The following is a 21,184-nucleotide window of genomic DNA, read 5'->3' as shown; positions in this document are numbered from 1 at the left end:
CTCCGTCCACGCCTTCAGCACCCGTGCGCCTGCTGTTGAGCTTGGGCGGCGGCTTTTTGGGCGAATTCGGCGCGCAGGGCCTTGAGTTTTTCGCGCGGGTCTTCGCGGGTGGTGGCGGCGTCCAGCGCCATTTCGGCAATGAAGCGGCTGGGCTGGGCGGCGATGGTTTCGCGGCCTTTTTTGCGGCGGCGCGTCCAGCTCACGGCCAGGGTTTGGCGGGCGCGGGTGATGCCCACGTACATGAGGCGGCGCTCTTCTTCGATGCGGGCGGCCGCTTGTGCGCCGCCGCCGTCTTCGCTGGCGCGAAAGGGCAGCACGTCTTCCGTGACGCCGGCCAGGATGACGTGGGGCCACTCCAGCCCCTTGGCGGCGTGCAGGGTGGAGAGGGTGACGACGTCGGGGTCTTGCTCGCGTTCGGCCAGCGAGGAGATGAGCGAGACGGTTTGCGCCACGTCCAGCAGGCTGCTTTCGGCGCGGGCGCTGGCGCCGGTTTCATCGCCCGCCTGGCCGCCGCAGCGGGCGGCCATCCAGTCGCAAAACTCCTGCACGTTGTGCCAGCGGGCGGCGGCTTGCTCTTTGCTGTCGGCGCTGTCGAGCAGGTGTTTTTCGTAGGCGATGTCTTGCAGCCACTCGCTTAGCAGCTGGCGCGCGGCGCCGTGGCCCACGGCGCCGCGCGCCAGCTGCTGCTGGCGGCTGACGAGGCGGCCAAATTCATGCAGCGCGGCCACGGCGCGCGCGGGCAGGGCGGCGGGCAGCGAGTGGGCAAAAAGCGCGCCAAACAGCGACAGGTGCGCGCGGCTGGCGAATTCGCCCAGCGCGGCCAGCGTCTGGTGGCCAATGCCCCGGCGCGGCGTGGTGGCGGCGCGCATGAAGGCCGGGTCGTCGTCTTCGTTGATCCACAGGCGCAGCCAGGCACACAAGTCCTTGATTTCGGCGCGGTCAAAAAAGCTCTGCCCGCCAGAAACCTTGTAAGGGATTTGCGCGCGGCGCAGGGCCTGCTCGAATGCCTTGGCCTGGTGGTTGGCGCGGTAGAGCACGGCAAAGTCGCGCCAGCTGCGCTGCGGCGCGGTAGCGCGCAAGGACTGGATGCGCGCCACGGCCCGCTCGGCTTCGTGCTGCTCGTGGTCGCAGGCCAGCACGCGCACCGGCTCGCCTTCGCCCAGGCTGGAATACAGGCGCTTGGGAAACAGCTTGGGATTGGGGCCGATCACGTTGTTGGCCGCGCGCAAGATGGCGCCGGTGGAGCGGTAGTTCTGCTCCAGCTTGATGACTTTGAGCTGCGGAAAGTCGCGCGGCAGCTGGCGCAAGTTGTCCAGCGTGGCGCCGCGCCAGCCGTAAATGCTCTGGTCGTCATCGCCCACGGCGGTGAAGTTGGCCGCCTGACCCACCAGCGCCTTCATCAGCTGGTATTGCGTGGCGTTGGTGTCCTGGTATTCATCGACCAGCGTGTGCGCCAGGCGTGCCTGCCACTTTTGCGCCACTTCGGGCTGCGTGAGCAGCAGGCGCAGCGGCAGGCCGATCAAATCGTCAAAGTCCACACTCTGGTAGGCGGCCAGGCGCTCGTGGTAGCGGGCCATGATTTGCGCGGTCTGGCGCTCGATTTCGCCCTGGGCCTGCGCGGCGGCTTCTTCGGGCGAGAGACCCGCGTTTTTCCAGCGGCTGATGGCCCATTGCCACTGGCGGGCCGTGGCGCTGTCGGTGGTTTTGCCGCAGTCTTTGAGCAAGCTCAGCGCGTCGTCGCTGTCCAGAATGCTGAAGCCAGGCTTCAGACCCAGCGCCGCGCCATCTTCGCGCAGCAGGCGCACGCCCAGCGCGTGAAAGGTGCAAATGATGACCTGGCCCGCCTCCTTGCCCGCCAGCTGGCGGGCGCGCTCGCGCATCTCGGCGGCGGCCTTGTTGGTGAAAGTGATGGCCGCAATGCGGCTGGCCGGCACGCCTGTTTGCATCAGCCGCGCAATCTTGTGGGTGATGACGCGCGTCTTGCCCGAACCGGCCCCGGCCAGCACCAGGCAAGGGCCGCGCAAATGGTTCACGGCATCTTGCTGGGCGAGGTTCAGGCCATCGGCGGACATGGGGCGAAGCAGGCAAAAAAGCGGGCAATCATAGGCAGGCGTCCAAGGCGCCGCAGCTGCTGCCTCGCCGCAGGGTGTTGATGGGGCCAAAAGGGCCGCAAGTCCTAGTGGAATGGGCGCGAGGCGCTATTGAATCAGGAGCAACAGAAGGGCTCAAGAAAGAGCGTCCGAAGCCTGCCCGAGAGCCGGCTCTCACGCCTGCGCCGCGTAACCGCGAACAATCGTCCAAACTCGTCCCCGCGCTGGGCGTGAACTACATCGTCGAAGCCGACGAGCAAACCGCCCTGCAAAAGGCGGAAGAAGCGTTGAAGGCCGTCTGAAAACACCGCTTTATCTTTCCAACCGCCGCAGCAGCGTTACCAATCCTTCCGTACAGGTTTCCGCCCGATTTTTGATTTCATCTGTGCTGTAAAGCGCAGGCGACGTGCCGTGGAAATAAAACGGGTCGATATAGTTCATTTGCGTGTAATAGGCCGTTTGTTCGAGATTCTTGCAAAACTCGTACACGCGGAAATGCGCCTCGCCGTCGGCTCGGTAATCCTGTTCGGGCGCGCCGATGGTGATGCTGGGCACGAAGTTTTTACCCTTCAATTTATCTCCGCCCGTACCGTAGGCAAAACCGTAAGTCAGCACGCAGTCGAAATACTGCTTTAAAATCGCGGGCATGTTGTACCAATAGAGCGGATATTGAAACACAATGGTCTGATGGCGCAGCAATGCCTGCTGCTCGGCGGCGGAATCGATTCGGTAGTCGGGATACAGTGCGGCGAGGTCGCGGATTTCGATGTCCAAACCGCTGTTTTGCAGATGTCCGACAACGGCTTTGTTGGCTACGGACCGGCTGAAATCGGGATGCGCCAAAATGACGAGGGTCATGATTATTCCTTCTTGGATATTGAAAACGGTGCGATTGTAGGCAGCCGGAAACAGCCGATCAATAACTATCCTTTTGAATAGGTGGAACAATGAAAACAGAATGTCAAAGCGAATATTTCGGCTTCGGCGGCAAAACCTACCCATGCCCGCTGAGTGTGGCGATGGATTTGATCGGCGGCAAATGGAAGGCGGTCATCCTCTACCACCTGCAAGGCGGTGTAAAACGCTTCGGCGAACTGCACGAATGTCTTCCGGGCATCACCGAAACAATATTAAGCCGCCTGCTCAAACAGTTGGAACACGACGGACTGGTGTCGCGGCAGGTATTTGGCATCAAACCGCCATTGAAAACGGAATATGCCTTGACGGTATTCGGCAGCAGTTTTCTGCCCGCACTGGCCGCCCTGACCGACTGGGGTAACCAAGTGGTAACGGAACGCGGCAGCTTATCGGTGCAAACCCGACGTGCCCTGTAACAAAACCCCTTACCGCTTTATCAACAAGCTGAACCCGCTTTCAGACGGCCTTTGTCCTTCATTCTGCCCGCCCCAAGGAAAACGCCACATGATGTCGCAAACCCTCGCATCCCCCTCCCCGCGCGACTGGCTGCTGCTTATCGACGGCAGCACCTACAAATTCACGCTGACCGGTTTTTATCTGGTCGCGCTGGTCGCTATTTTGAAAACCATGGTTACAGCCTGAACCAACTGAGCTGGATACATTTAATCGGCGGTATCGAAGCGGCGAAGGTGTTATTTGAAGCGCGCCACCTGCACGCCGCGCGGCGCCAGCGGCATGACGGCGCGGGCAATGGCGTTGATGTGATCGGGCGTGGTGCCGCAACAGCCGCCCACAATGTTCACCAGCCCTTCGGCGGCAAATTCGTGCACGAGGCGGCTGGTGACTTCCGGCGTTTCGTCAAAGCCGGTTTCGCTCATCGGGTTGGGCAGGCCCGCATTGGGGTAGCAGCTGATGAAGGTGTCGGGCGCGGCCTTGGCCAGCTCCTGGATGTAGGGGCGCATGAGCGCCGCGCCCAGCGCGCAGTTCAGGCCCACGGCCAGCGGGCGGGCGTGGCGCACGCTGTGCCAGAAAGCCGTGACGGTCTGCCCCGAGAGCACGCGGCCCGAGGCGTCGGTGACGGTGCCGCTGATGATGACGGGCAGGCGCTCGCCCGTGGCGTCAAACGCTTGCTCGATGGCAAAGAGCGCAGCCTTGGCGTTGAGCGTGTCGAAGATGGTTTCCACCAGCAGCACGTCCGCGCCGCCTTCAATCAGCGCCAGCGCCTGCTCCAGATAGGCAGCGCGCAGCTGCTCGAACGTGATGTTGCGCGCGCCCGGGTCGTTCACGTCGGGGCTGATGCTGGCGGTGCGCGGCGTGGGGCCTAGCGCCCCGGCCACGTAGCGAGGGCGTTCGGGCGTGGCGTGGCGATCGCACGCGGCGCGCGCCAGCCGGGCGGAGGCCAGGTTCATCTCGCGGGCCAGATCGGCCATGCCGTAGTCCTCCTGCGCAATGCTGGTGGCGCCGAAGGTGTTGGTTTCAATCAGATCGGCGCCGGCGGCCAGGTATTTGTCGTGAATGTCGGCAATCACATCCGGGCGGGTGAGCGAGAGCAGCTCGTTGTTGCCCTTGACATCGCGCGCGAAGTCTTTGAAGCGCTCGCCCCGGTACTGCGCCTCGTCCAGCTTGAAGCGCTGAATCATGGTGCCCATGGCCCCATCCAGAATGACCAGGCGCTTGCTCAAAGTGGCAGGCAAGTCTTGGGCGCGGGTGTAGGCGGGCAGGTTCATGGCAGGCGCAAGGGAAAAAACCGGAAGCGGTCCGGGGAAACAGGCAAAGGGGGCGGATTTTTGCCCCCTCAAACAGATTGCAAACTGGCGCTCACCCCCTGGCCCAGGGGCGCGGCCCGCCCATCACGTGCACGTGCAGATGCGGCACTTCCTGGCCGCCTTCCGCGCCTGTGTTCACCACCACGCGAAAGCCCCCTTCGGGGTATGGCTTGCAGCCTTGCTCCAGCGCCAAGCGGGGCGCGAGGAGCATGATGCGGCCCATCAGCCGCTCATGCTCGCTGCCCAGCTGCGCCATGGAGGCAATGTGCGTTTTGGGCACGATGAGAAAGTGCACGGGCGCCCACGGCGCGATGTCATGAAAGGCGTACAGCTCTTCGTCCTCATACACCTTGCGCGAGGGGATCTGCCCCGCCACGATCTTGCAGAAGATGCAATCGGCGTCATGCGTATGGCTCATTTCAGTTTCCTCCAGCTGGAGCGGCTTCAGGCGCTTGCGCACCCAACTCAATTCGCTCCTTGATTGATAGCATCATGTCCCGTCGAACAAGCGGCAACCGGCATTTTCTGCGGCCTTAATTCGCTCCTGATTCGCAAGCAAAGCCTAGCGCAGAAAATCGATGCTGGAGCGCTCGCCCAAATCGTCAAAATGCTCCTTCAGCCAGGCGCGCCCCGCTTCGCGCCCGCGCGCAAAGAGGCGGCGCACAAAGGCCGAATCGGCCCGCAGCTTGCTGGCGTTCAGCACCGTCAGCGCCGAGCCGCCGTCCACGCGGTGCATCAGCATGCGCTTGTAGCGGTTCTTGTCCAGGCGGCCTTCGTCCAGCAGGCGCGTCACGAAGTCAATGGCGCGGAATTCGGCCAGCAGCGGCGCATTGAAGGTGATTTCGTTGATGCGCTCCATGATGTCCTGCGCTCCTGCGCTGCGGTCGTAGGGCGCTTCAATCGGGTTGATTTGCACCAGCAGCACATCCACGCTGCGGGTGTTGTAGATCAGCGGATAAATGGCCGGGTTGCCCGAAAAACCGCCGTCCCAGTAATGCTCGCCGTCAATTTCCACCGTTTGATACAGCGTGGGCAGGCAGGCCGAAGCCATCACCGCGTTCGCCGTGAGACGCTCGCCGGAAAAAATCTCGCCGCGCCCCGTGCGCACGTTGGTCGCGTTCACGAACACCTTGATGAGCGACTGGCTTGAAAGCAGCTCGAAGTTCACCTCGCGCTCCAGCAGGCGGCGCAGCGGGTTCAGCCCCATCGGGTTCATCTGCGAGGGCGCAAGCCACTGCGTCACCATGGTCATCATCGTCTGCACGCCCGGCACGGGAATGCCCGAGACGAAATTGCCCAGCAGCCCCACGCCGTCCCAAAAGCGCGCCAGCGCCGCGCGCGCGGCCTCGCGCGCGGCCACGCCTTCCAGGCCATCGGCTTGCGCCTTGGCCAGGCCATGCGCCAGCGCCACGGCATTCATGGCGCCCGCGCTTGTGCCGCTGATGCCTTCAAACGTCAGGCGGCCATCTTCCAGCAGTGCGTCCAGCACGCCCCAGGTAAAGGCCCCGTGCGAGCCGCCGCCTTGCAGCGCCAAATTGATTGTTTTGCTTCGTTTTCCCATTTTTTTGCTGCCTCACAAGTTCATGGCGCGGCCCGCGCTCATGCGGACCATGCCTTTGACGATGCGGTAGAGAAACCACACCGAAATCACCGCCCAGGCCAGGTAGCCCGGCACAAAAAGCAGAAAAAACAGCGGCGCCGTGAGCACATACAAAACCCCCGCCCAGATCACCGAGCGGATGCGCCAGACGAAGTGGCTTTCCTGCCAGCTGCCCTGCGCGTCTTCCTTTTTCGCCAGGTCCATCACCAGCGCGATCAACAGCAGCGTCACGCCGCCTTGCGCGCCCGGCACCACTGCGCTCAGCGCCACGATCAGGTGCAGCGCGTAACTCACCCAGCTCCAGCTTTTGAGCGAGTCGTCGCGCTCGCGGGCGGCCTCGCCGCCTGGCCGGGCGTTTTCCGGCGTCACGTCGATCACGTTGTCGTCCATCACTCTCATGGCATCAGCTCCTTGCCTTCAATGATCTTGCCGCGCGGCCTTTTCCGCCAGCCCGCCCAGCCCTTCGCGCCGCTCCAGCTCGGCCAGCACGTCGGCGGGCGTCAGGCCGAAATACGCCAGCGCCACCAGACCGTGAAACCACAAATCGGCCATCTCGGCCACGATCTTTTCGCGCGGGCCGCCGTACTCGGCGTCCTTGGCGGCCATCACGACCTCGGCGGCTTCTTCGCCCACTTTTTTCAAAAACGCATCCGGCCCCTTGGCCAGCAGGCGGGCCACATAGCTCGTTTCGGGGTTGGCGCCCTTGCGGCTTTCCACCACCTGCGCCAGGCGTGCGAGTACATCGCTTGAATCAGTCATGGCCTTTGCCCTTGTAGATGCTGCCCGGCGCTTTGAGCACCGGCTCGGCCGCCTTCCAGCGGCCGTCTTGCAGCACGTTGAAAAAGCAGCTGTGGCGCCCCGTGTGGCAGGCAATGCCTGGCTCATGCCCAAGCTGGGTGACTTTGAGCAAGATGACGTCGCGGTCGCAATCGGCGCGGATTTCATGCACCTGCTGCACGTGGCCCGACTCCTCGCCCTTGAACCAGAGCCTGCCGCGCGAGCGGCTGAAGTACACGGCGCGGCCCAGTTCGGCGGTTTTTTGCAGCGCCTCGCGGTTCATCCACGCCAGCATCAGCACGTCGCCCGTGGCCGCTTCCTGCGCAATCGCAGGAATCAGGCCCTGCGCGTCCCATGTCAATTCGTTGAGCCAGTCATCATCAATCATGAGCTTGATTATGGATAAGCGCCGCTTTTGCCGCTCCAGCAGCCGGTTCGAGCCTGGCTGACGGGCCTGCGGCTGATTTTCCTGCTCTACAGCATCAGAAACAGGAGCAAATACAGAAGCCTGAAATGCCGCTTCGCGCAGTTTTCACTAGGACATATAGCTATCAATAAAAGAGCAAAATTAACCTGCTTGCCCGCTATCTTCACCTTGGCTATTTCGGTCCGGTCTTTCTGCCTGTCAGGCGGCCCCCGGGGAACCCGTTCCGCCTGCGTTTGAAGGCCGCCAGCGGATCAAGTTTGAGTTTGGATTTGAGGCCTGACCGCCTGGCAAGGCTTCACAATTCGCGCTTTCGCCCTGCTTGGAAGGAAAACACCCGTGATCACCCTGGCGCTGTCCAAAGGCCGCATCTTCGACGAAACCCTGCCGCTGCTGGCTGCTGCGGGCATTGAAGTGCTGGAAGACCCAGAGACTTCACGCAAGCTCATCCTGCCAACCAGCCGTGATGACGTGCGCGTCATCCTCGTGCGCGCCAGCGACGTGCCCACTTACGTGACCTACGGCGGCGCCGACTTGGGCGTGGCCGGGCTGGATGTGCTGGCCGAGCAAGGCGCGCCGGGCCTGTACCAGCCGCTGGACTTGGGCATCGCCCGCTGCCACATGGCCGTGGCCGTGCCTGCGGGCTTTGACTACGCCAGCGCCACCCGCGCGGGCGGGCGTATCACCGTGGCCACCAAATATCCGGCCATTGCGCGCGAGTTTTTTGCCCGCAAGGGTGTGCACGTGGACCTCATCAAGCTCTACGGCAGCATGGAGCTGGCGCCTCTGACGGGCCTGGCGCAAGCCATCGTCGATCTGGTCAGCAGCGGCCAGACGCTCAAGGCCAACCGGCTGGTGGAAGTCGAGCGCGTCATGGACGTCAGCTCCCGCCTCGTCGTCAATCAGGCCGCGCTCAAGCTGCACACCGCGCCGCTGCGCCGCATCATCGACGCCTTCGCACAAGCCGTACACGAGCAGGCCTGAGAGCTTGTTTGCAATCTGGCCGCAGGGGCAAAAAGCCGGCTTTGGGCGGTCTGTGGCGTTGAATAATCTCCGCTCGATCTGGGCCTGCGCGCGGCGCGGGCTTTGTCCTTTTGTCTTTCCGCCCGGGCTGCTTGCGCCACGCGTGCCAGGGCGGTTTTCCTGACCAGACACCGCCATGACGACCACCCCGCCCCCTCCTTTCGCGCTGGCTTCGCAGGCGCTTGAAAAGCTCTCATCGCTGGCCTCGGGCTTGCCCCGCCCTCCCGCGCCGCCGGCCTGGCTGACGGATGAGGCAGCGCGCCGCGTGGTGCTGCTGCTCAATCACGTGCTGATGCAAGAGCCTGAGGCGCGTGCGCGGCTGGCGCGGCAAAAGGGCCGCGTGGTGCGCGTGCAGTGGCGCGGCTGGGGTGCGCAGCTGGCGGCCACGCCAGCGGGCTTGTGCGAGCTGGCCGCTGCGGACGGGCCGCCTGATCTGGTGCTGACGCTGGCCGATGAGTCGCCCCTGGCGCTGGCGCAAGCGGCCCTGAAAGGGGCTTTGCACGGCGAAAAGCCGGCGGTGCGCATTGAAGGCGACGTGCAATTGGCTGCCGAGGTGAACTGGCTGGCCGACCACGTACGCTGGGATGTGGAGGAAGACCTGGCGCGCCTGCTGGGCGACGCGCCCGCGCACGCGCTGGCCCAGGCGGGCCGCGCGCTGGCGCAGGGGTTGCGCCAGATTGCCGCCGGGCTGCCGGGCGGCGCGGGCCGTGCGGGTTGTTCAGGCGGCGCAGCTGATGTTTCCATGAACGCAGGCGCGCCACGGCCATGAAAAAACTCTTTCGCGCCTGCTTCATCGCCTGGACGGCGCTGCGCTACGGGCTGGACGAAATGGCTCTTTCCTGCCTGCCGCGCCCGTGGCTGCGCGCGCTGGGGCGGCTGACGCGGCGCGGCCGGCGGCTGACGGCGCCGCGCGGCCAGCGCCTGCGCATGGCGCTGGAGCGGCTGGGGCCGATCTTCGTGAAATTCGGCCAGGTGCTCTCCACCCGGCGCGATTTGCTGCCGCCTGACGTGGCCGATGAACTCGCCTTGCTGCAAGACCGCGTGCCGCCTTTTGCGACGAGTGAGGCCATTGCCATCATCGAAAAAGCCTTTGGCCGCCCGCTGGGGGACATCTTCACCAGCTTCGAGCGCGAGCCGGTGGCCAGCGCCTCCATCGCGCAAGTGCACTTCGCCACGCTGACAGACCGCGAGGGCAAGGCGCGCGATGTGGCCGTGAAGGTGCTGCGGCCCGGCATGCTCAAGGTGATTGACCAGGACCTGGCGCTCATCCACATGCTGGCTGGCTGGGTGGAGCGCCTGTTTGCCGACGGCAAGCGCCTGCGCCCGCGCGAAGTGGCCGAAGAATTCGACAAATACCTGCACGACGAGCTGGATTTGACGCGCGAAGCCGCCAGCGCCGCCCAGCTGCGCCGCAACATGGCCGGGCTGAACCTGGTGCTGGTGCCCGAAATGTTCTGGGACTACATCCGCGACAACGTGCTGGTGATGGAGCGCATGAGCGGCATCCCCATCAGCCAGACGCAGCGCTTGCGCGAGGCGGGGGTGGACATCCACCAGCTCGCGCGCGACGGCGTCACCATCTTTTTCACGCAGGTGTTTCGCGACGGCTTCTTTCACGCCGACATGCACCCGGGCAACATCATGGTCAGCGTCGCGCCCGGAACCTTTGGCCGCTACATCTCGCTGGACTTCGGCATCGTCGGCACCCTCACCGAGTACGACAAGGAATACCTGGCGCAGAACTTCACCGCCTTTTTCCGGCGCGACTACAAGCGCGTGGCCGAGCTGCACGTGGAAAGCGGCTGGGTGCCCGCCGACACCCGCATCGACGAGCTGGAAGCGGCCATCCGCAGCGTGTGCGAGCCTTACTTTGACCGCCCGCTCAAGGAAATTTCGCTGGGCATGGTGCTGATGCGGCTGTTTCAGACCTCGCGGCGCTTCAACGTTGTCATCCAGCCGCAGCTGGTGCTGCTGCAAAAAACCCTGCTCAACATCGAGGGCCTGGGCCGCCAGCTCGACCCGGACCTGGATTTGTGGAGCACGGCCAAGCCGTTTCTGGAGCGCTGGATGAACGAGCAAATCGGCCCGCGCCGCCTGCTGCGCGAACTCAAGGCGCAAGCGCCCTACTACGCCAAGCTGCTGCCCGAGCTGCCGCGCCTGCTGCACGCCCACCTGCAACATTCGGCCGGCCTGCCGCAGCTGCAACAGCAGGTGCGCGATCTGGCCCAGGCGCAGCGCAAAGGCCGCCGCCTGGCCGCGCTGGCCTGGTGCGCCGCAGGCTTTGCCCTGGGCCTGCTGGCCATGCTGGCGGCGCAGCGCGCTGGGTGGTGGCACGCTTGATCAGGCTTTCCGCGCAGCTTGCCTGAAGCGGCCCAGAATGCTTTGAAAAGAGAAGCAAATTCAGAGCTTGAAAAAGTGCTCTTGCGCCCGTTCCACTAGGACATCATGCTCTGAATAAAGGAGCGAAATTGCGCCTTTCGCCGTCTGCTTAGGTTTGCTCCTGTTGCAGCAGGCGGCGCATGGGCGCGGGCAGGCCCAGGTCAGGCCAATCGCGCCGCCATTGGCCGGCAATGGGCAGGCGGGCCGTGGCGGGCAGGTGAACGCGGGCGGTGTGCAAGGTGAGGTCTCTGTGCGTGAGCGCGTGCGCCAGCGGCGGCAGCCACGCCACGCTGGCGCTGGCGGGCAGCGCGTCGAGCAGGGCCTCGCGGCTGTCGAACACGGGCAAGGCGTGCAGGCCCGCCCAGATGCCTTTGGCGGGGCGCTTTTCCAGCCAGCACGCGCTTTGCGCTTCGGGCAGCGTTTGCGCCAGCAGCAGCCACAAGGTTTGGGCGCTGCGGCGCAGCTTGCGGGTTTTGACGGGGTAGCTTTCCGGGCGGCCTTGCTGGCGGGCGATGCAGTCGGCGGCAACGGGGCAGCGGCCGCACTGGGGCTGGCGCGGCGTGCAGACGGTGGCGCCCAGGTCCATCAGGCCTTGTGTGTAGGCGGGCATGTCGGCGCTGTTGGCGGGCAGCAGGGCCAGGGCGCGGGCGTGCAGGGCGCGGACGTTGGCGGCCACGGCCAGGTCGCTGGCGTCTCCCAGGTGGCGGGTGAGCACGCGCTTGACGTTGCCGTCCAGTATGGCTGCGCGTTCGTCAAAGCAGAAGGCGGCGATGGCGGCAGCTGTCGAGGGGCCGATGCCTGGCAGGGTTTGCAGCAGGGCGGCGCTGCGGGGAAATTGGCCGCCGAAGCGCTCCATCACCTGCTGCGCGCACTGGTGCAGGTTGCGGGCGCGGCTGTAGTAGCCCAGGCCGCTCCAGAGGGCCATGACTTCGTCAGACGAGGCGGCAGCCAGCGCGGCTACATCAGGAAAGCGCTGAATGAAGCGCGCGAAGTAGCCCAGCACGGTGGCCACTTGCGTTTGCTGGAGCATGATTTCCGACAGCCAGACGCGGTAAGGATCGCGCGCGCCCTGCCAGGGCAGGCCGTGGCGGCCATGCTGGCGCTGCCAGCGAACGAGGCGGGCGGCGAAGCTGGCGGGCGGCCCGCTCGCGCCGCTCACGAAAGGGCGGGCAGCATGTCGGCCACCGTGGTCTGGTAGGCGGCGGAAGGCCGGGGCGACACGGAGGCCGGGCTTTGCGCGCGGATGTCGTGCATGTGCGCGGCCAGCCCTTTTTCGGTTTCGTCCAGCAGGGCCATCTGCTCGTCGATTTCGCTCAGGCGCTGCTCCAGGTTGCCAGCGGCTTCTTCAATGCGGATGATGGCTTCCATGCGGCGGTTGAAGGCGCGGCGGCGCTCGCGAAGCTGCGTGTCCACCTGCGAGGAGGAGGTTTTGTTCCACAGCTCGATATCGCCCAGCGCGGTTTCAAAGATGGAGCGGATGCGCGAGGCCAGCGCGCGCACGAGCTTTTCGGTGAATTCGGGGCGGGCGAGCTGGAAGATGTTGCCCATGCCCAGGTACTGCAAATGGCTGCGCTCGACGGCGCCCAGGTCGTCGATGAAGCGCGACATGTCGGGCGCGGGCGGCGGCTGGAGCGTGAAGCCGTATTCGGCGTTGAGCTGGCGGAAGGTGGCGTTGAGCATGGTCTCGATTTCCATCTCCATCGTCTGCACTTGCCTGACGATGTCGCGCAGGTTGTCAAACGCCTTGCCGTAGGCTTTTTTCAGGCCGAACTTGATGCCCGGCTCGCGCAGCGAGGTGCTCAGCTCCAGCAGCTCGCGCTTGATGCTGGAGGCGCCCAGCAGCTTGATGATTTCGCGCAGCAGCTTCATGTGCACGGCGCGCACGGCCTGCACGTTGGCGCCGCTGCGGTCGAATTCGCCTTTGTCCATGTCCACGCGCATGCGCATCTGGCGGATGACGGTCTGGTTCTTGCCGCGCAGGCCCTGCAATTCCTGCTTTTGCTCGGCCAGCTCGCGCTTGCGCACGGCCAGCACGCGGTGGCAGGCGGCTTCCACGTTGCCCAGCGCCGCGCGCAGGGCGGATTCGAGCACGGCCTCGCGCTCGCCCAGCATGCGGCGGCCCAGCAGGTCTTCAAAGCGGGGCAGGCGGCTTTCCTGAAGCAGCTGCTCGTCGCCGCGCACCTTGGCCAGCAGGCCTTTCTGGGCGGACAGGGCGATCACCTGGTCTTTGTCCAGCGAGAGGATTTCGGCCGTCTGCTCGCATTGGCTGGTGATTTGCTGCTCGATGCGCGCGGGGCTGCTCAGGGCGTCCCACAGCGTATCGATCTTGTTGAGCACCACAAAGTGCGAGCTGGCGCCCGCCGTCATGGGCGAGAGGTGCTCGCGCCAGATGGTCTGGTCGGACTTGGTCACGCCCGTGTCGGCGGCCAGGATGAACACCACGGCCTGCGCCTGCGGAATCAGGTTCACCGTCAGCTCAGGCTCCGCGCCAATCGCGTTCAGGCCGGGCGTGTCCAGCACCACCAGGCCCTGCTTGAGCAGCGGATGCGCCATGTTGATGAGCGCGTGCCGCCAGCGCGGCACTTCCACCAGGCCCTGGGCGTTGGTGGGCGGGTTGTCGTCGGGCTGCTCGTCGTGCCAGAAGCCCAGCGCGCGCGCCTGCTCCACGGGCACGTGCAGGGTTTCGGAGACTTTTTCCATCACGCTGGCCAGCTGCTCGGCGTCGTTCACGTCCAGATCAAAGCGCGTCCATTTTTCGGGCGCCATGCGCCAGTCGGTGAGCGACTGCGGCTGCAAGCGCGTTTCAATGGGCAGCAGGCGCAGGCAAGGGGGCACGCTGGCGTCCCAGCCCAGCTCGGTGGGGCACATGGTGGTGCGCCCGGCGCTGGCGGGCATGATGCGGCGGCCATATCCGGCGAAAAACACGGCGTTGATCAGCTCCGACTTGCCGCGCGAGAACTCGGCCACGAAAGCGACGGTGACTTTTTCGGAGCGCAGCTGGTCCTGCACCTGCTGAAGGCGCTCGACGGCGGCATCGTCCAGCAAGTCGCGCGCGCCCAGCCATTCGGTGAGCGTGCGCAGGCGGCGGGACATGGCGTCGCGCCAGACATGGTGTTGGTCAAATTGTTGGTTGAAAGCGGTCATCGTCATCGCTGCGGCCTTGCCCCTGGGCAGTTGTTTGCCAAACGTAAGCTCAGGGATATTACCTGCTGCCTGCCGCCGCGCTCTTCCGTTTGGCGGACGCCAGACGCCTTTCCTGCCCCCGGTCAGCCGCCCGAGCCGCACCCGGCGCATCAGACCGCAAGAACGGGAGCTATTCTGCTTCTGTATCCATAGAAGACTCTCCAGGTTTGGCTAAGGCCTGTTGAGAATTGCTGAAATTGAATCACAACCGAAGCCAGATAGATCACCGCCTTGAAGCTGGCGTCGGTCTTGTCACTGTGTATGGCACAAAGCGTTTGAACTCCTTGAGCTTGCCAAAGAAGTTTTCAATGAGGTGAGGCCAGAGGTACATGTGCTCGTCAATGGACAAAGGCTGGTCTTTGTGAGATCACGATTGGCACGCCTTGCGCTTGCAATAGCTCTATCAGCCATTGGACATCAAACGCCTTGGAGCCGCTGACGTTGGTGCGCTCGCCCACATTCACGAACAGCGAGTGTTCATCAATTACCAGCGGCTCAAGGCCAGACAAGCGCAAGGGGGCAAAGCCGGACAAGGCAACGGCAGGGGCAAAAGCGTGCATGAAAAACACTCACCTACGAGGGCGCAGAAGCAGGCGAGCGTCGTTGCAAAAGGGCAAGCCGCCAAGCCAGACAGGGCAGCGCACACGGCCATTCGATGCACAGCTCTGCTGCAACGCTCCTTGGCGAGTCGGGTGTGATTTCGGGATCAGCCCCGTGCTTTTAAAACCGCTGCCGGACGGCTTCAGCCCCACCCCTAGCGGCCATACATCCACCAGACCCAGGGCAGGTAGTGGATGAAGCCGTGTTGATCTGAGCGGTGATATGAGTTTGCTTTGATCCACTGGATGACTTGACGCCACCAGACATCAAATCTTTCCGGGTCGTAGGCATAACGGCTCACCTTGTCTTCGCCGAGATATGGCCCATCAATAGTCACGCCGCGCGACCAGAACAGCCGCCCGGCTTCGCGCGAAGGCACAAAAAAGGGGTGGCGCAAGTACTCGATGACCGGCGCACGGTGCGCGTTGATCACGCCTGCGCCGTGCTGGAAGGTTTGGATTTCCGGCTCCCAGTCGAAGGCACGGTTCCAGAGTACAAAACCTCGGCTCAGCCTGTCTTGGCTGCGCCGGGGCGGAAAGGCGTTTAGCCACACGTGATCAGCACTGGGGCTGTTGAGCGCCAGGATCTGCACATCCGCCGTCGTGCGCAAAAAGGCCAGAAACCTGCGCTCGTCCCGCACGGTCATGGCCACGGCGATTTGTTTTCCACTTCTGGCACTCATTAGAACGATCTCGCAGACAGTCTCTCTGTGCGTTTCCAATGCGCGGTATCAGAACAAACTGCGGGTGCCATCCAGCAACTTCTTGCCTGCAAAGCTCCGGCAATGCCGCCCATGATGCCGTTGATGATGCATCCCACAGACGCCCCAGGAGCCAGCCGCACCACCGGCTAAACCGCTGGTGGCACGGCCGGTGGTGACATCTATGCGGTTTCCTCCTTCTCGGAACGCCTGCGTAACATTGATGGAATCCAGCATGATGCCCACAGGACGCACGATGCGCCCCGCTTTGCCTAGCCGCTGCCCGATACAAAGGATGGCCCGGTTGTCTGCAAGCTGCTGAGCGTCTTTTAAAACCTGCTCACAGGCGCCGTTCTTCATGCTAAAGCCCTGATTGAGCTTGCGCCTTGTTCAGTGAGCAGGGCGGCGGCAAATCCGCTCCTGACACACGCTCAATTCCATGCTGGTGCATTAGCGCTTCCAAAGCGACCCTAGACCTGCCTTTGTTCGTTCAAGCACTTTGCGTGAATGCCCAACGCTTCACCCAATGGGGCTTTGAGCGCTTGTCCCCAGAGAGGAAATTTGCAGCAAACAATCGTCATGTATCCAAGTGACATGAGCGATGAACAGTGGGGCACAACGCCTGGGACATGATTAAGTCATCTTTTTCGTAGCAGGCTCTTACAGGTTGAGATTGGGCGCGAGGATGCGGCGCATCTGCTCTGGCTCAATGCCCCGGCGGCGGGCCATGTCGCCGGCCTGCTCTTCGTTGATCTTGCCGACGCTGAAGTAGGTGGATTCGGGGTGGCTGAAGTAAAAGCCGCTGACGCTGGAGGCGGGCATCATGGCCATTTGGTCGGTCACGCACATGCCGATTTCGCCCGCGCCCAGCAGCTCGAACAGGGGCTGCTTGACGGTGTGGTCGGGGCAGGCGGGGTAGCCGGGCGCGGGGCGGATGCCCTGGTACTTTTCGGCAATCAGTTCGGCGTTGTCCAGCGCCTCGTCAGCGGCGTAGCCCCACCAGTCGGTGCGCACGCGGCGGTGCAGCCATTCGGCGCCGGCTTCGGCCAGGCGGTCGGCCAGGGATTTGAAGAGGATGGCGTTGTAGTCGTCGTGGCGGGCCAGGAATTGGGCGGCTTTTTCTTCCACGCCGATGCCGGCGGTGACGGCGAATGCGCCGATGTAGTCCTTCAGCACGGGGCCATCGTGGCTGCCCTCGGGCCAGTGGCGCGGGGCGATGAAGTCGGCCAGGCAGCGGCTGGGGCGGTGCAGGCCGGTTTTCGCGTCTTTGGGGCGCTCGGTTTGCTGGCGCAGACCGTGCCAGGTGAGCAGCACGCGATCGCGGTTTTCGTCGGCGTAGAGGGCGATGTCGTCGTCGTGCACGCGGTTGGCGGGCCAAAAGCCCACCACGGCGTGGGCGGTCAGCCAGCGGCCTTCGATGATGTGGCGCAGCATTTTCTGGCCGTCTTCATACACCTTCGTGGCTTCCGCGCCCACGATTTCGTCTTGCAAGATGGCCGGGAATTTGCCCGCCAGGTCCCAGGTCTGGAAAAACGGCCCCCAGTCCATGAAGGCGGCCAGCTCGGCCAGCGGCAGGTTGCGGATGACGCGGCGGCCCAGAAAGTGCGGCGCGGGCGGCTGGTAGCGGCCCCAGTCTATGGGCGTTTTGTTGGCGCGCGCCTGCGCCAGGCTCCACAGCGCAGCGGGCTTTTTGCGCGCGTGCAGCTGGCGCACGTTTTCATAGTCGGCCTGCACTTCGGCCACGTATTGCGCCGCGCCTTCGCCCAGCAGGCCCTGGGCCACGCCCACGCTGCGCGAGGCGTCGGGCACGTAAACCACGGGGCCGTCGTAGTGCGGGGCGATTTTCACGGCGGTGTGCACGCGGCTGGTGGTGGCGCCGCCGATGAGCAGCGGAATCTTGCGCAAGCGGAAATAGTCGTCCTTTTGCATTTCGCCGGCGACGTATTGCATTTCTTCCAGGCTGGGGGTGATCAGGCCCGACAGGCCGATGATGTCGGCCCCTTCGCACTTGGCGCGCGCCAGGATTTCGTGGCAGGGAATCATCACGCCCATGTTCACCACTTCAAAGTTGTTGCATTGCAAAACGACGGTGACGATGTTCTTGCCGATGTCGTGCACGTCGCCCTTGACGGTGGCGACGATGATTTTTCCCTTGCTTTTCACGTCTTTGCCGGCGGCCTCGTCGCGGCGCTTTTCTTCTTCGATGTAGGGCACCAGGTGGGCCACGGCCTGCTTCATCACGCGCGCGCTTTTGACCACTTGCGGCAAAAACATCTTGCCCTGCCCGAACAAGTCGCCCACCACGTTCATGCCGTCCATCAGCGGGCCTTCAATCACATGCAGCGGGCGGCCGCCCTTGGCGATGGTTTCCTGATACGCCTCTTCGGTGTCTTGCGTAATGAAGTCGGTGATGCCGTGCACCAGCGCGTGCGAGAGGCGCTCGGCCACGGGCGCGGGGTTTTCGGGCGTGCCGCGCCAGGCGAGTTTCTGGCTGTCGTCGCGGGCTGCGCCTTTGGCGGTTTCGGCAATTTCCAGCAGGCGCTCGGCGGCGTCGGGGCGGCGGTTGAGCACCACGTCTTCCACGCGCTCGCGCAAGACGGGTTCCAGCTCGTCATACACGCCGATCATTCCGGCATTGACGATGCCCATATCCAGCCCCGCGCGTATGGCGTGGTAGAGAAACACGGTGTGAATGGCCTCGCGCACCGGGTCATTGCCCCGGAAGCTGAAGCTCACGTTGCTGATGCCGCCCGAAACCTTTGCGCCCGGCAGATTCTGCTTGATCCAGCGCACCGATTCGATGAAGTCCACCGCGTAGTTGTCGTGCTCGGGCATGCCCGTGGCAATGGTCAGCACATTGGGGTCAAAGATGATGTCTTCAGGCGCAAAGCCCACCTCATCGACCAGCACGCGGTAAGCGCGCGAGCAAATTTCAATGCGCCGCTCCAGTGAATCGGCCTGGCCTTTTTCGTCAAACGCCATCACCACCACCGCCGCGCCGTAGCGCTTGATGAGCGTGGCGTGATGCTTGAACACCTCTTCGCCTTCTTTCAGGGAAATGGAATTGACGATGCCCTTGCCTTGCAGGCAGCGCAGGCCCGCTTCCAGCACGCTCCACTTGCTGGAGTCCAGCATCACTGGCACGCGGGCGATATCCGGCTCGCTGGCCATCAGGTTCAGAAAGCGCACCATCGCCACTTCGGCATCGAGCATCGGCTCGTCCATGTTCACGTCGATGATCTGCGCGCCGTTTTCCACCTGCTGGCGCGCCACGGCCAGCGCCTCTTCGTACTGCTCGGCCAGGATAAGCCGCGCAAACGCCTTGGAGCCGCTGACGTTGGTGCGCTCGCCCACGTTCACGAACAGCGAGTGTTCATCAATCACCAGCGGTTCAAGGCCAGACAGGCGCAGCGGCGAGATGGGCGGTTGGGAGGCGTCGGCGGAAGCGGCAGAAGCAGACATGGGATTCACTGAAAACCGGAAAACGCAGCCAGGAGGGCAGGCGCGAGCCTCGTTTTCGCGCTGGATATCCGCCAAGCCTGGCGGAAAAAAGCTCCGTTGCGACGCCCCTTGGCAAAAGGGCGCGCATTCTAGGCAGCTGCTACGCGCCATGCCGCCGACGCCGCCCAAAACAGGCTTGCACAAGCGGTCTTTCACCACCGTCGAGCGTAGCGCTGCAAGCCTTGGGCCGCGCTTGTCTGGTTTTATAGAAAAGGGAGCAAAAATGAAGGGCCAATAATGCCGCTTGACGCTGTTTTTATCGGGGTTTATAGCTACAGATTCAAGAGCAAAAAATAGTTTATCTATTTCATGCTCTTACGGCCAGGCTTTGAACAGGCGCTTACGGCCTGCCGTCTGCGGCGTTGCGGGCGAAGACGAGCAGCGTGTCGCCCTTGTCCGTGGGGCGGGGCACTTCCAGGCGCTGCGCCCATTGCTGCTGCGAGGGGCTGGCTGTCAGCGGGGCAATCAGCCACGGGCAGGTGGCGGGCGCGTCAAAGCGCGGCAGCGGCTCCAGCTGCCAGCCGCCATGAAAGCGCAGGGCCGCCAGCTGGGTGGCGTTGAGCGCAAACGTATTGACGCACGCGCCCTGGCCGACGATGGCCGCCACGCTGCGCACCTGCGCGGCCAGGCTGCGGCCATAGTCCAGCGCGGGCAGCCACAGCGTCATCAGCAGCAGCCAGCACAGCGTGGCGCCAGCGGCGGGCAGCACCAGGCTTTTCCACAGCGCGGCGCGGTGGCGGCCCGTGCGCCAGCGCGCCAGCCAGGCCCAGGCCAGCGTGGCCGCCAGCGCCGCCAGCAGCGCGGGCCACTGGAAAATCGGCTCAAAGCCCGGCGCCAGCCGCGCCACATTGGCCGCCGGTTTGGCGGGCACGCCCGTTTGCAGCGAAATCCACACCACCCAAATCACGATGGCCCAGCCGCTGAAAAACAGCACGGTGAACCAGTCAATGAGCGCTGCCATGCCGCGCCGCAGCGTGGGCAGCGCCAGCGCCGCCAGCGCCGCCAGCGGCGGCAGCGCCGCCAGCAGCGAGCGGTCACGCGCGGGCGTGAACACCGCCGCCAGCATGGCCATGCCGGCCATCATCAGCGGCAGGCCCAGGTGGCGCTGCTGACGCGGGCGCGGCAGCTGGGCGCGCCAGCGCCACAGCGTCCACAGCGCCAGCGGCCAAATGGGCCAGGTGAACCAGGCAAACAGCCGCGCCAAAGAGCGCCACTGCGCCGCCGCCAGCGGCCACGTGATTTGCCAGCGCCACAAGCCCAGCCGCCAGCCCAAGGCCGCGCTGGCCAGCATGGCCGCCAGCGTGGCCAGCAGCAGGCGGCGGCGCGCGCCTGCCTGCAAGGCGTTGGCAGGCGCGGCGGCTTGCCAGCCCGGCCACAGTTGCGCCAGCACCGCTGCCGCGCCATATGCCAGCGCCAGCGTGGGCGCGCCCGACAGCGCCAGCGCGGGCAGCCCCAGCAGCGTGGCCGCTACCGCCGCGCGCGGCTGAAAAGGCATGGCCGCAAAGCCAAAAAACACCAGCGCCGTAAAACACAGCTGCGCCAGCGCAGGCGTGGTTTCGTGCGTCAGCTGCGCCATGCCCAGCGTGGCAATGAGCGCCAGCAGGCTGCCATCGGCCAGCGCACGGGCGTAATCGCGCGGCTGCGCCTCGCCGCCAAACGCCAGCGCCACGGGCTGCGCGCCGGGCAGGCGGGTCAGGTTATAGGTGGCGTACCAAGTGGCCGCCAGCGTGCCCGCCAGCATCAGTGCAAACGGCAAACGCACGGCCACATCAGGCGCCAGCCAGCCGGCCGTGGCTTTGAGCGCGAGCGCGCCCAGCCAGTAAGGCAGCAGCGCGGCCACATCGGGCGACAGGCCGTCGAGCTGCGGCGCCAGCCAGCCCGAGCGCCCTTCGGCCATGGCCTGCATGAAGCCGAAAGAAGCCAGGTCATCGCCCTTCCACGGCTGCCGCCCCACAAAGCCCGGCAGCACATAAGCCAGACACAGCAGCCACAAGGCCAGCCTGGGCAGCCGGCGGGCCGCTTCTTGCGTAACGAGGGCGGGGCGGGGGGTATTCACGTGCGAAAAGGCGGGAAAAGTGACGGACGAAAGGCCGGGATTGTCGCCGCGCCCGCGCTTGGCTCATGGCAGCGCCTTTGCATTCAAGAACCTGTTCAAGGCGCTTCAACGATGCAAAGACAGGAGCAATTTAAATGGGCCGAAAATGCCTTCTGCGCTGTATGCAC

The 21,184-nt window shown here is 64.5% G+C and carries 21 protein-coding genes and 2 riboswitches; of the genes, 6 read left to right on the top strand and 15 right to left on the bottom strand.

Translation table 11 applies throughout. From position 1 onward, the window contains the following. Nucleotides 1-14: 14 nt before the first annotated feature. Nucleotides 15-2,072, bottom strand: a complete 2,058-nt coding sequence (locus ADJ79_RS05745) for an ATP-dependent helicase (protein WP_050715161.1) — start codon at nucleotides 2,070-2,072, stop codon at nucleotides 15-17. A gap of 80 nt (nucleotides 2,073-2,152) precedes the next feature. Between ADJ79_RS05745 and ADJ79_RS15185 the strand changes: the two genes are divergently transcribed. Further along, a complete protein-coding gene (locus ADJ79_RS15185; protein WP_216597157.1) occupies nucleotides 2,153-2,392 on the top strand; it encodes a hypothetical protein in 240 nt (79 codons plus the stop codon). 10 nt (nucleotides 2,393-2,402) lie between these two features. Here ADJ79_RS15185 and ADJ79_RS05740 read toward each other — a convergent pair whose 3' ends face one another. Then, nucleotides 2,403-2,948 (bottom strand): NAD(P)H-dependent oxidoreductase, encoded by a 546-nt coding sequence (locus tag ADJ79_RS05740; RefSeq protein ID WP_050716448.1) that lies wholly within the window; start codon nucleotides 2,946-2,948, stop codon nucleotides 2,403-2,405. Nucleotides 2,949-3,037: 89 nt separating this feature from the next. On the opposite strand from ADJ79_RS05740, the gene ADJ79_RS05735 reads away from it, so the two are divergent. Beyond that, nucleotides 3,038-3,424, top strand: a complete 387-nt coding sequence (locus tag ADJ79_RS05735) for a helix-turn-helix domain-containing protein (RefSeq protein WP_050715160.1) — start codon at nucleotides 3,038-3,040, stop codon at nucleotides 3,422-3,424. A gap of 88 nt (nucleotides 3,425-3,512) precedes the next feature. Then, complete coding sequence (locus ADJ79_RS13105; RefSeq protein WP_216597156.1) at nucleotides 3,513-3,650, top strand: hypothetical protein; 138 nt, start codon at nucleotides 3,513-3,515, stop codon at nucleotides 3,648-3,650. 50 nt (nucleotides 3,651-3,700) lie between these two features. On the opposite strand, the gene ADJ79_RS05730 is transcribed toward ADJ79_RS13105, so the two are convergent. From ADJ79_RS05730 to hisI, 6 genes are all read right to left on the bottom strand, one after another. Next, the gene (locus ADJ79_RS05730) at nucleotides 3,701-4,735 is read right to left on the bottom strand and encodes a homocysteine S-methyltransferase family protein (protein ID WP_050715159.1); all 1,035 of its coding nucleotides are present in this window, start codon (nucleotides 4,733-4,735) and stop codon (nucleotides 3,701-3,703) included. Nucleotides 4,736-4,826: 91 nt separating this feature from the next. Next, a complete protein-coding gene (locus tag ADJ79_RS05725) occupies nucleotides 4,827-5,192 on the bottom strand; it encodes a histidine triad nucleotide-binding protein (protein WP_050716447.1) in 366 nt (121 codons plus the stop codon). A gap of 144 nt (nucleotides 5,193-5,336) precedes the next feature. Then, a complete protein-coding gene (locus ADJ79_RS05720; RefSeq protein WP_050715158.1) occupies nucleotides 5,337-6,335 on the bottom strand; it encodes a patatin-like phospholipase family protein in 999 nt (332 codons plus the stop codon). Between the two features lie 12 nt (nucleotides 6,336-6,347). Beyond that, nucleotides 6,348-6,764, bottom strand: coding sequence for a hypothetical protein (locus ADJ79_RS05715; protein ID WP_050715157.1), 417 nt, complete (start codon nucleotides 6,762-6,764; stop codon nucleotides 6,348-6,350). Between the two features lie 27 nt (nucleotides 6,765-6,791). Then, entirely contained in the window at nucleotides 6,792-7,133 is a 342-nt protein-coding gene (locus ADJ79_RS05710; RefSeq protein WP_050715156.1) for a phosphoribosyl-ATP diphosphatase, read from the bottom strand. Continuing rightward, nucleotides 7,126-7,539, bottom strand: a complete 414-nt coding sequence (hisI, locus tag ADJ79_RS05705; protein WP_050715155.1) for a phosphoribosyl-AMP cyclohydrolase — start codon at nucleotides 7,537-7,539, stop codon at nucleotides 7,126-7,128. The genes ADJ79_RS05710 and hisI overlap by 8 nt, the downstream gene beginning before the upstream one ends. A gap of 375 nt (nucleotides 7,540-7,914) precedes the next feature. Between hisI and hisG the strand changes: the two genes are divergently transcribed. The 3 genes from hisG (at nucleotide 7,915) to ubiB (ending at nucleotide 10,938) form a co-directional block, all read left to right on the top strand. Continuing rightward, nucleotides 7,915-8,559 carry an ATP phosphoribosyltransferase gene (gene hisG, locus ADJ79_RS05700; protein WP_050715154.1) on the top strand — a complete coding sequence of 215 codons (645 nt, stop codon included), beginning with the start codon at nucleotides 7,915-7,917 and terminating at the stop codon, nucleotides 8,557-8,559. 175 nt (nucleotides 8,560-8,734) lie between these two features. After that, the gene (locus ADJ79_RS05695) at nucleotides 8,735-9,367 is read left to right on the top strand and encodes an SCP2 domain-containing protein (protein WP_082203146.1); all 633 of its coding nucleotides are present in this window, start codon (nucleotides 8,735-8,737) and stop codon (nucleotides 9,365-9,367) included. After that, nucleotides 9,364-10,938: a ubiquinone biosynthesis regulatory protein kinase UbiB gene (gene ubiB / locus ADJ79_RS05690; RefSeq protein WP_050715153.1), complete on the top strand. Its 1,575-nt coding sequence runs from the start codon at nucleotides 9,364-9,366 to the stop codon at nucleotides 10,936-10,938. Before ADJ79_RS05695 ends, ubiB begins: the two co-directional genes overlap by 4 nt. Before the next feature lie 148 nt (nucleotides 10,939-11,086). Here ubiB and mutY read toward each other — a convergent pair whose 3' ends face one another. The 7 genes from mutY to ADJ79_RS05655 form a co-directional block, all read right to left on the bottom strand. After that, nucleotides 11,087-12,136, bottom strand: a complete 1,050-nt coding sequence (gene mutY, locus ADJ79_RS05685; RefSeq protein ID WP_050715152.1) for an A/G-specific adenine glycosylase — start codon at nucleotides 12,134-12,136, stop codon at nucleotides 11,087-11,089. Next, entirely contained in the window at nucleotides 12,133-14,121 is a 1,989-nt protein-coding gene (locus ADJ79_RS05680; protein ID WP_050716446.1) for a dynamin family protein, read from the bottom strand. Before ADJ79_RS05680 ends, mutY begins: the two co-directional genes overlap by 4 nt. A gap of 377 nt (nucleotides 14,122-14,498) precedes the next feature. Beyond that, on the bottom strand, nucleotides 14,499-14,720 hold the full coding sequence (locus ADJ79_RS05675; RefSeq protein WP_050715151.1) for a hypothetical protein: 222 nt from the start codon (nucleotides 14,718-14,720) through the stop codon (nucleotides 14,499-14,501). Between the two features lie 28 nt (nucleotides 14,721-14,748). Next, nucleotides 14,749-14,848, bottom strand: a riboswitch (S-adenosyl-L-homocysteine riboswitch). A 66-nt stretch (nucleotides 14,849-14,914) separates the two neighbouring features. Further along, entirely contained in the window at nucleotides 14,915-15,406 is a 492-nt protein-coding gene (locus ADJ79_RS05670; protein ID WP_172674034.1) for a hypothetical protein, read from the bottom strand. An 84-nt stretch (nucleotides 15,407-15,490) separates the two neighbouring features. Next, nucleotides 15,491-15,820 carry a hypothetical protein gene (locus tag ADJ79_RS05665; RefSeq protein WP_050715149.1) on the bottom strand — a complete coding sequence of 110 codons (330 nt, stop codon included), beginning with the start codon at nucleotides 15,818-15,820 and terminating at the stop codon, nucleotides 15,491-15,493. A 300-nt stretch (nucleotides 15,821-16,120) separates the two neighbouring features. Beyond that, nucleotides 16,121-18,922 (bottom strand): methionine synthase, encoded by a 2,802-nt coding sequence (gene metH / locus ADJ79_RS05660; RefSeq protein WP_050715148.1) that lies wholly within the window; start codon nucleotides 18,920-18,922, stop codon nucleotides 16,121-16,123. Between the two features lie 37 nt (nucleotides 18,923-18,959). Then, a riboswitch (S-adenosyl-L-homocysteine riboswitch) is annotated at nucleotides 18,960-19,038 on the bottom strand. 263 nt (nucleotides 19,039-19,301) lie between these two features. After that, the gene (locus ADJ79_RS05655; RefSeq protein WP_050715147.1) at nucleotides 19,302-21,017 is read right to left on the bottom strand and encodes a hypothetical protein; all 1,716 of its coding nucleotides are present in this window, start codon (nucleotides 21,015-21,017) and stop codon (nucleotides 19,302-19,304) included. Nucleotides 21,018-21,184: the final 167 nt, after the last annotated feature.

This window comes from Ottowia sp. oral taxon 894 (genome assembly GCF_001262075.1).
In the GTDB taxonomy this organism is placed as follows: domain Bacteria; phylum Pseudomonadota; class Gammaproteobacteria; order Burkholderiales; family Burkholderiaceae_C; genus Ottowia; species Ottowia massiliensis.
This window is presented reverse-complemented; position numbering and strand designations above follow the sequence as displayed.

Bases quoted from the DNA above. Each gene is read 5' to 3' on its own strand.
- ADJ79_RS05745 (WP_050715161.1), bottom strand. From the start codon at position 2,072: ATGTCCGCCGATGGCCTGAACCTCGCCCAGCAAGATGCCGTGAACCAT.
- ADJ79_RS15185 (WP_216597157.1), top strand. From the start codon at position 2,153: ATGGGGCCAAAAGGGCCGCAAGTCCTAGTGGAATGGGCGCGAGGCGCT.
- ADJ79_RS05740 (WP_050716448.1), bottom strand. From the start codon at position 2,948: ATGACCCTCGTCATTTTGGCGCATCCCGATTTCAGCCGGTCCGTAGCC.
- ADJ79_RS05735 (WP_050715160.1), top strand. From the start codon at position 3,038: ATGAAAACAGAATGTCAAAGCGAATATTTCGGCTTCGGCGGCAAAACC.
- ADJ79_RS13105 (WP_216597156.1), top strand. From the start codon at position 3,513: ATGATGTCGCAAACCCTCGCATCCCCCTCCCCGCGCGACTGGCTGCTG.
- ADJ79_RS05730 (WP_050715159.1), bottom strand. From the start codon at position 4,735: ATGAACCTGCCCGCCTACACCCGCGCCCAAGACTTGCCTGCCACTTTG.
- ADJ79_RS05725 (WP_050716447.1), bottom strand. From the start codon at position 5,192: ATGAGCCATACGCATGACGCCGATTGCATCTTCTGCAAGATCGTGGCG.
- ADJ79_RS05720 (WP_050715158.1), bottom strand. From the start codon at position 6,335: ATGGGAAAACGAAGCAAAACAATCAATTTGGCGCTGCAAGGCGGCGGC.
- ADJ79_RS05715 (WP_050715157.1), bottom strand. From the start codon at position 6,764: ATGGACGACAACGTGATCGACGTGACGCCGGAAAACGCCCGGCCAGGC.
- ADJ79_RS05710 (WP_050715156.1), bottom strand. From the start codon at position 7,133: ATGACTGATTCAAGCGATGTACTCGCACGCCTGGCGCAGGTGGTGGAA.
- hisI (WP_050715155.1), bottom strand. From the start codon at position 7,539: ATGATTGATGATGACTGGCTCAACGAATTGACATGGGACGCGCAGGGC.
- ADJ79_RS05695 (WP_082203146.1), top strand. From the start codon at position 8,735: ATGACGACCACCCCGCCCCCTCCTTTCGCGCTGGCTTCGCAGGCGCTT.
- ubiB (WP_050715153.1), top strand. From the start codon at position 9,364: ATGAAAAAACTCTTTCGCGCCTGCTTCATCGCCTGGACGGCGCTGCGC.
- ADJ79_RS05680 (WP_050716446.1), bottom strand. From the start codon at position 14,121: ATGACCGCTTTCAACCAACAATTTGACCAACACCATGTCTGGCGCGAC.
- ADJ79_RS05675 (WP_050715151.1), bottom strand. From the start codon at position 14,720: ATGCACGCTTTTGCCCCTGCCGTTGCCTTGTCCGGCTTTGCCCCCTTG.
- ADJ79_RS05670 (WP_172674034.1), bottom strand. From the start codon at position 15,406: ATGACCGTGCGGGACGAGCGCAGGTTTCTGGCCTTTTTGCGCACGACG.
- ADJ79_RS05665 (WP_050715149.1), bottom strand. From the start codon at position 15,820: ATGAAGAACGGCGCCTGTGAGCAGGTTTTAAAAGACGCTCAGCAGCTT.
- metH (WP_050715148.1), bottom strand. From the start codon at position 18,922: ATGTCTGCTTCTGCCGCTTCCGCCGACGCCTCCCAACCGCCCATCTCG.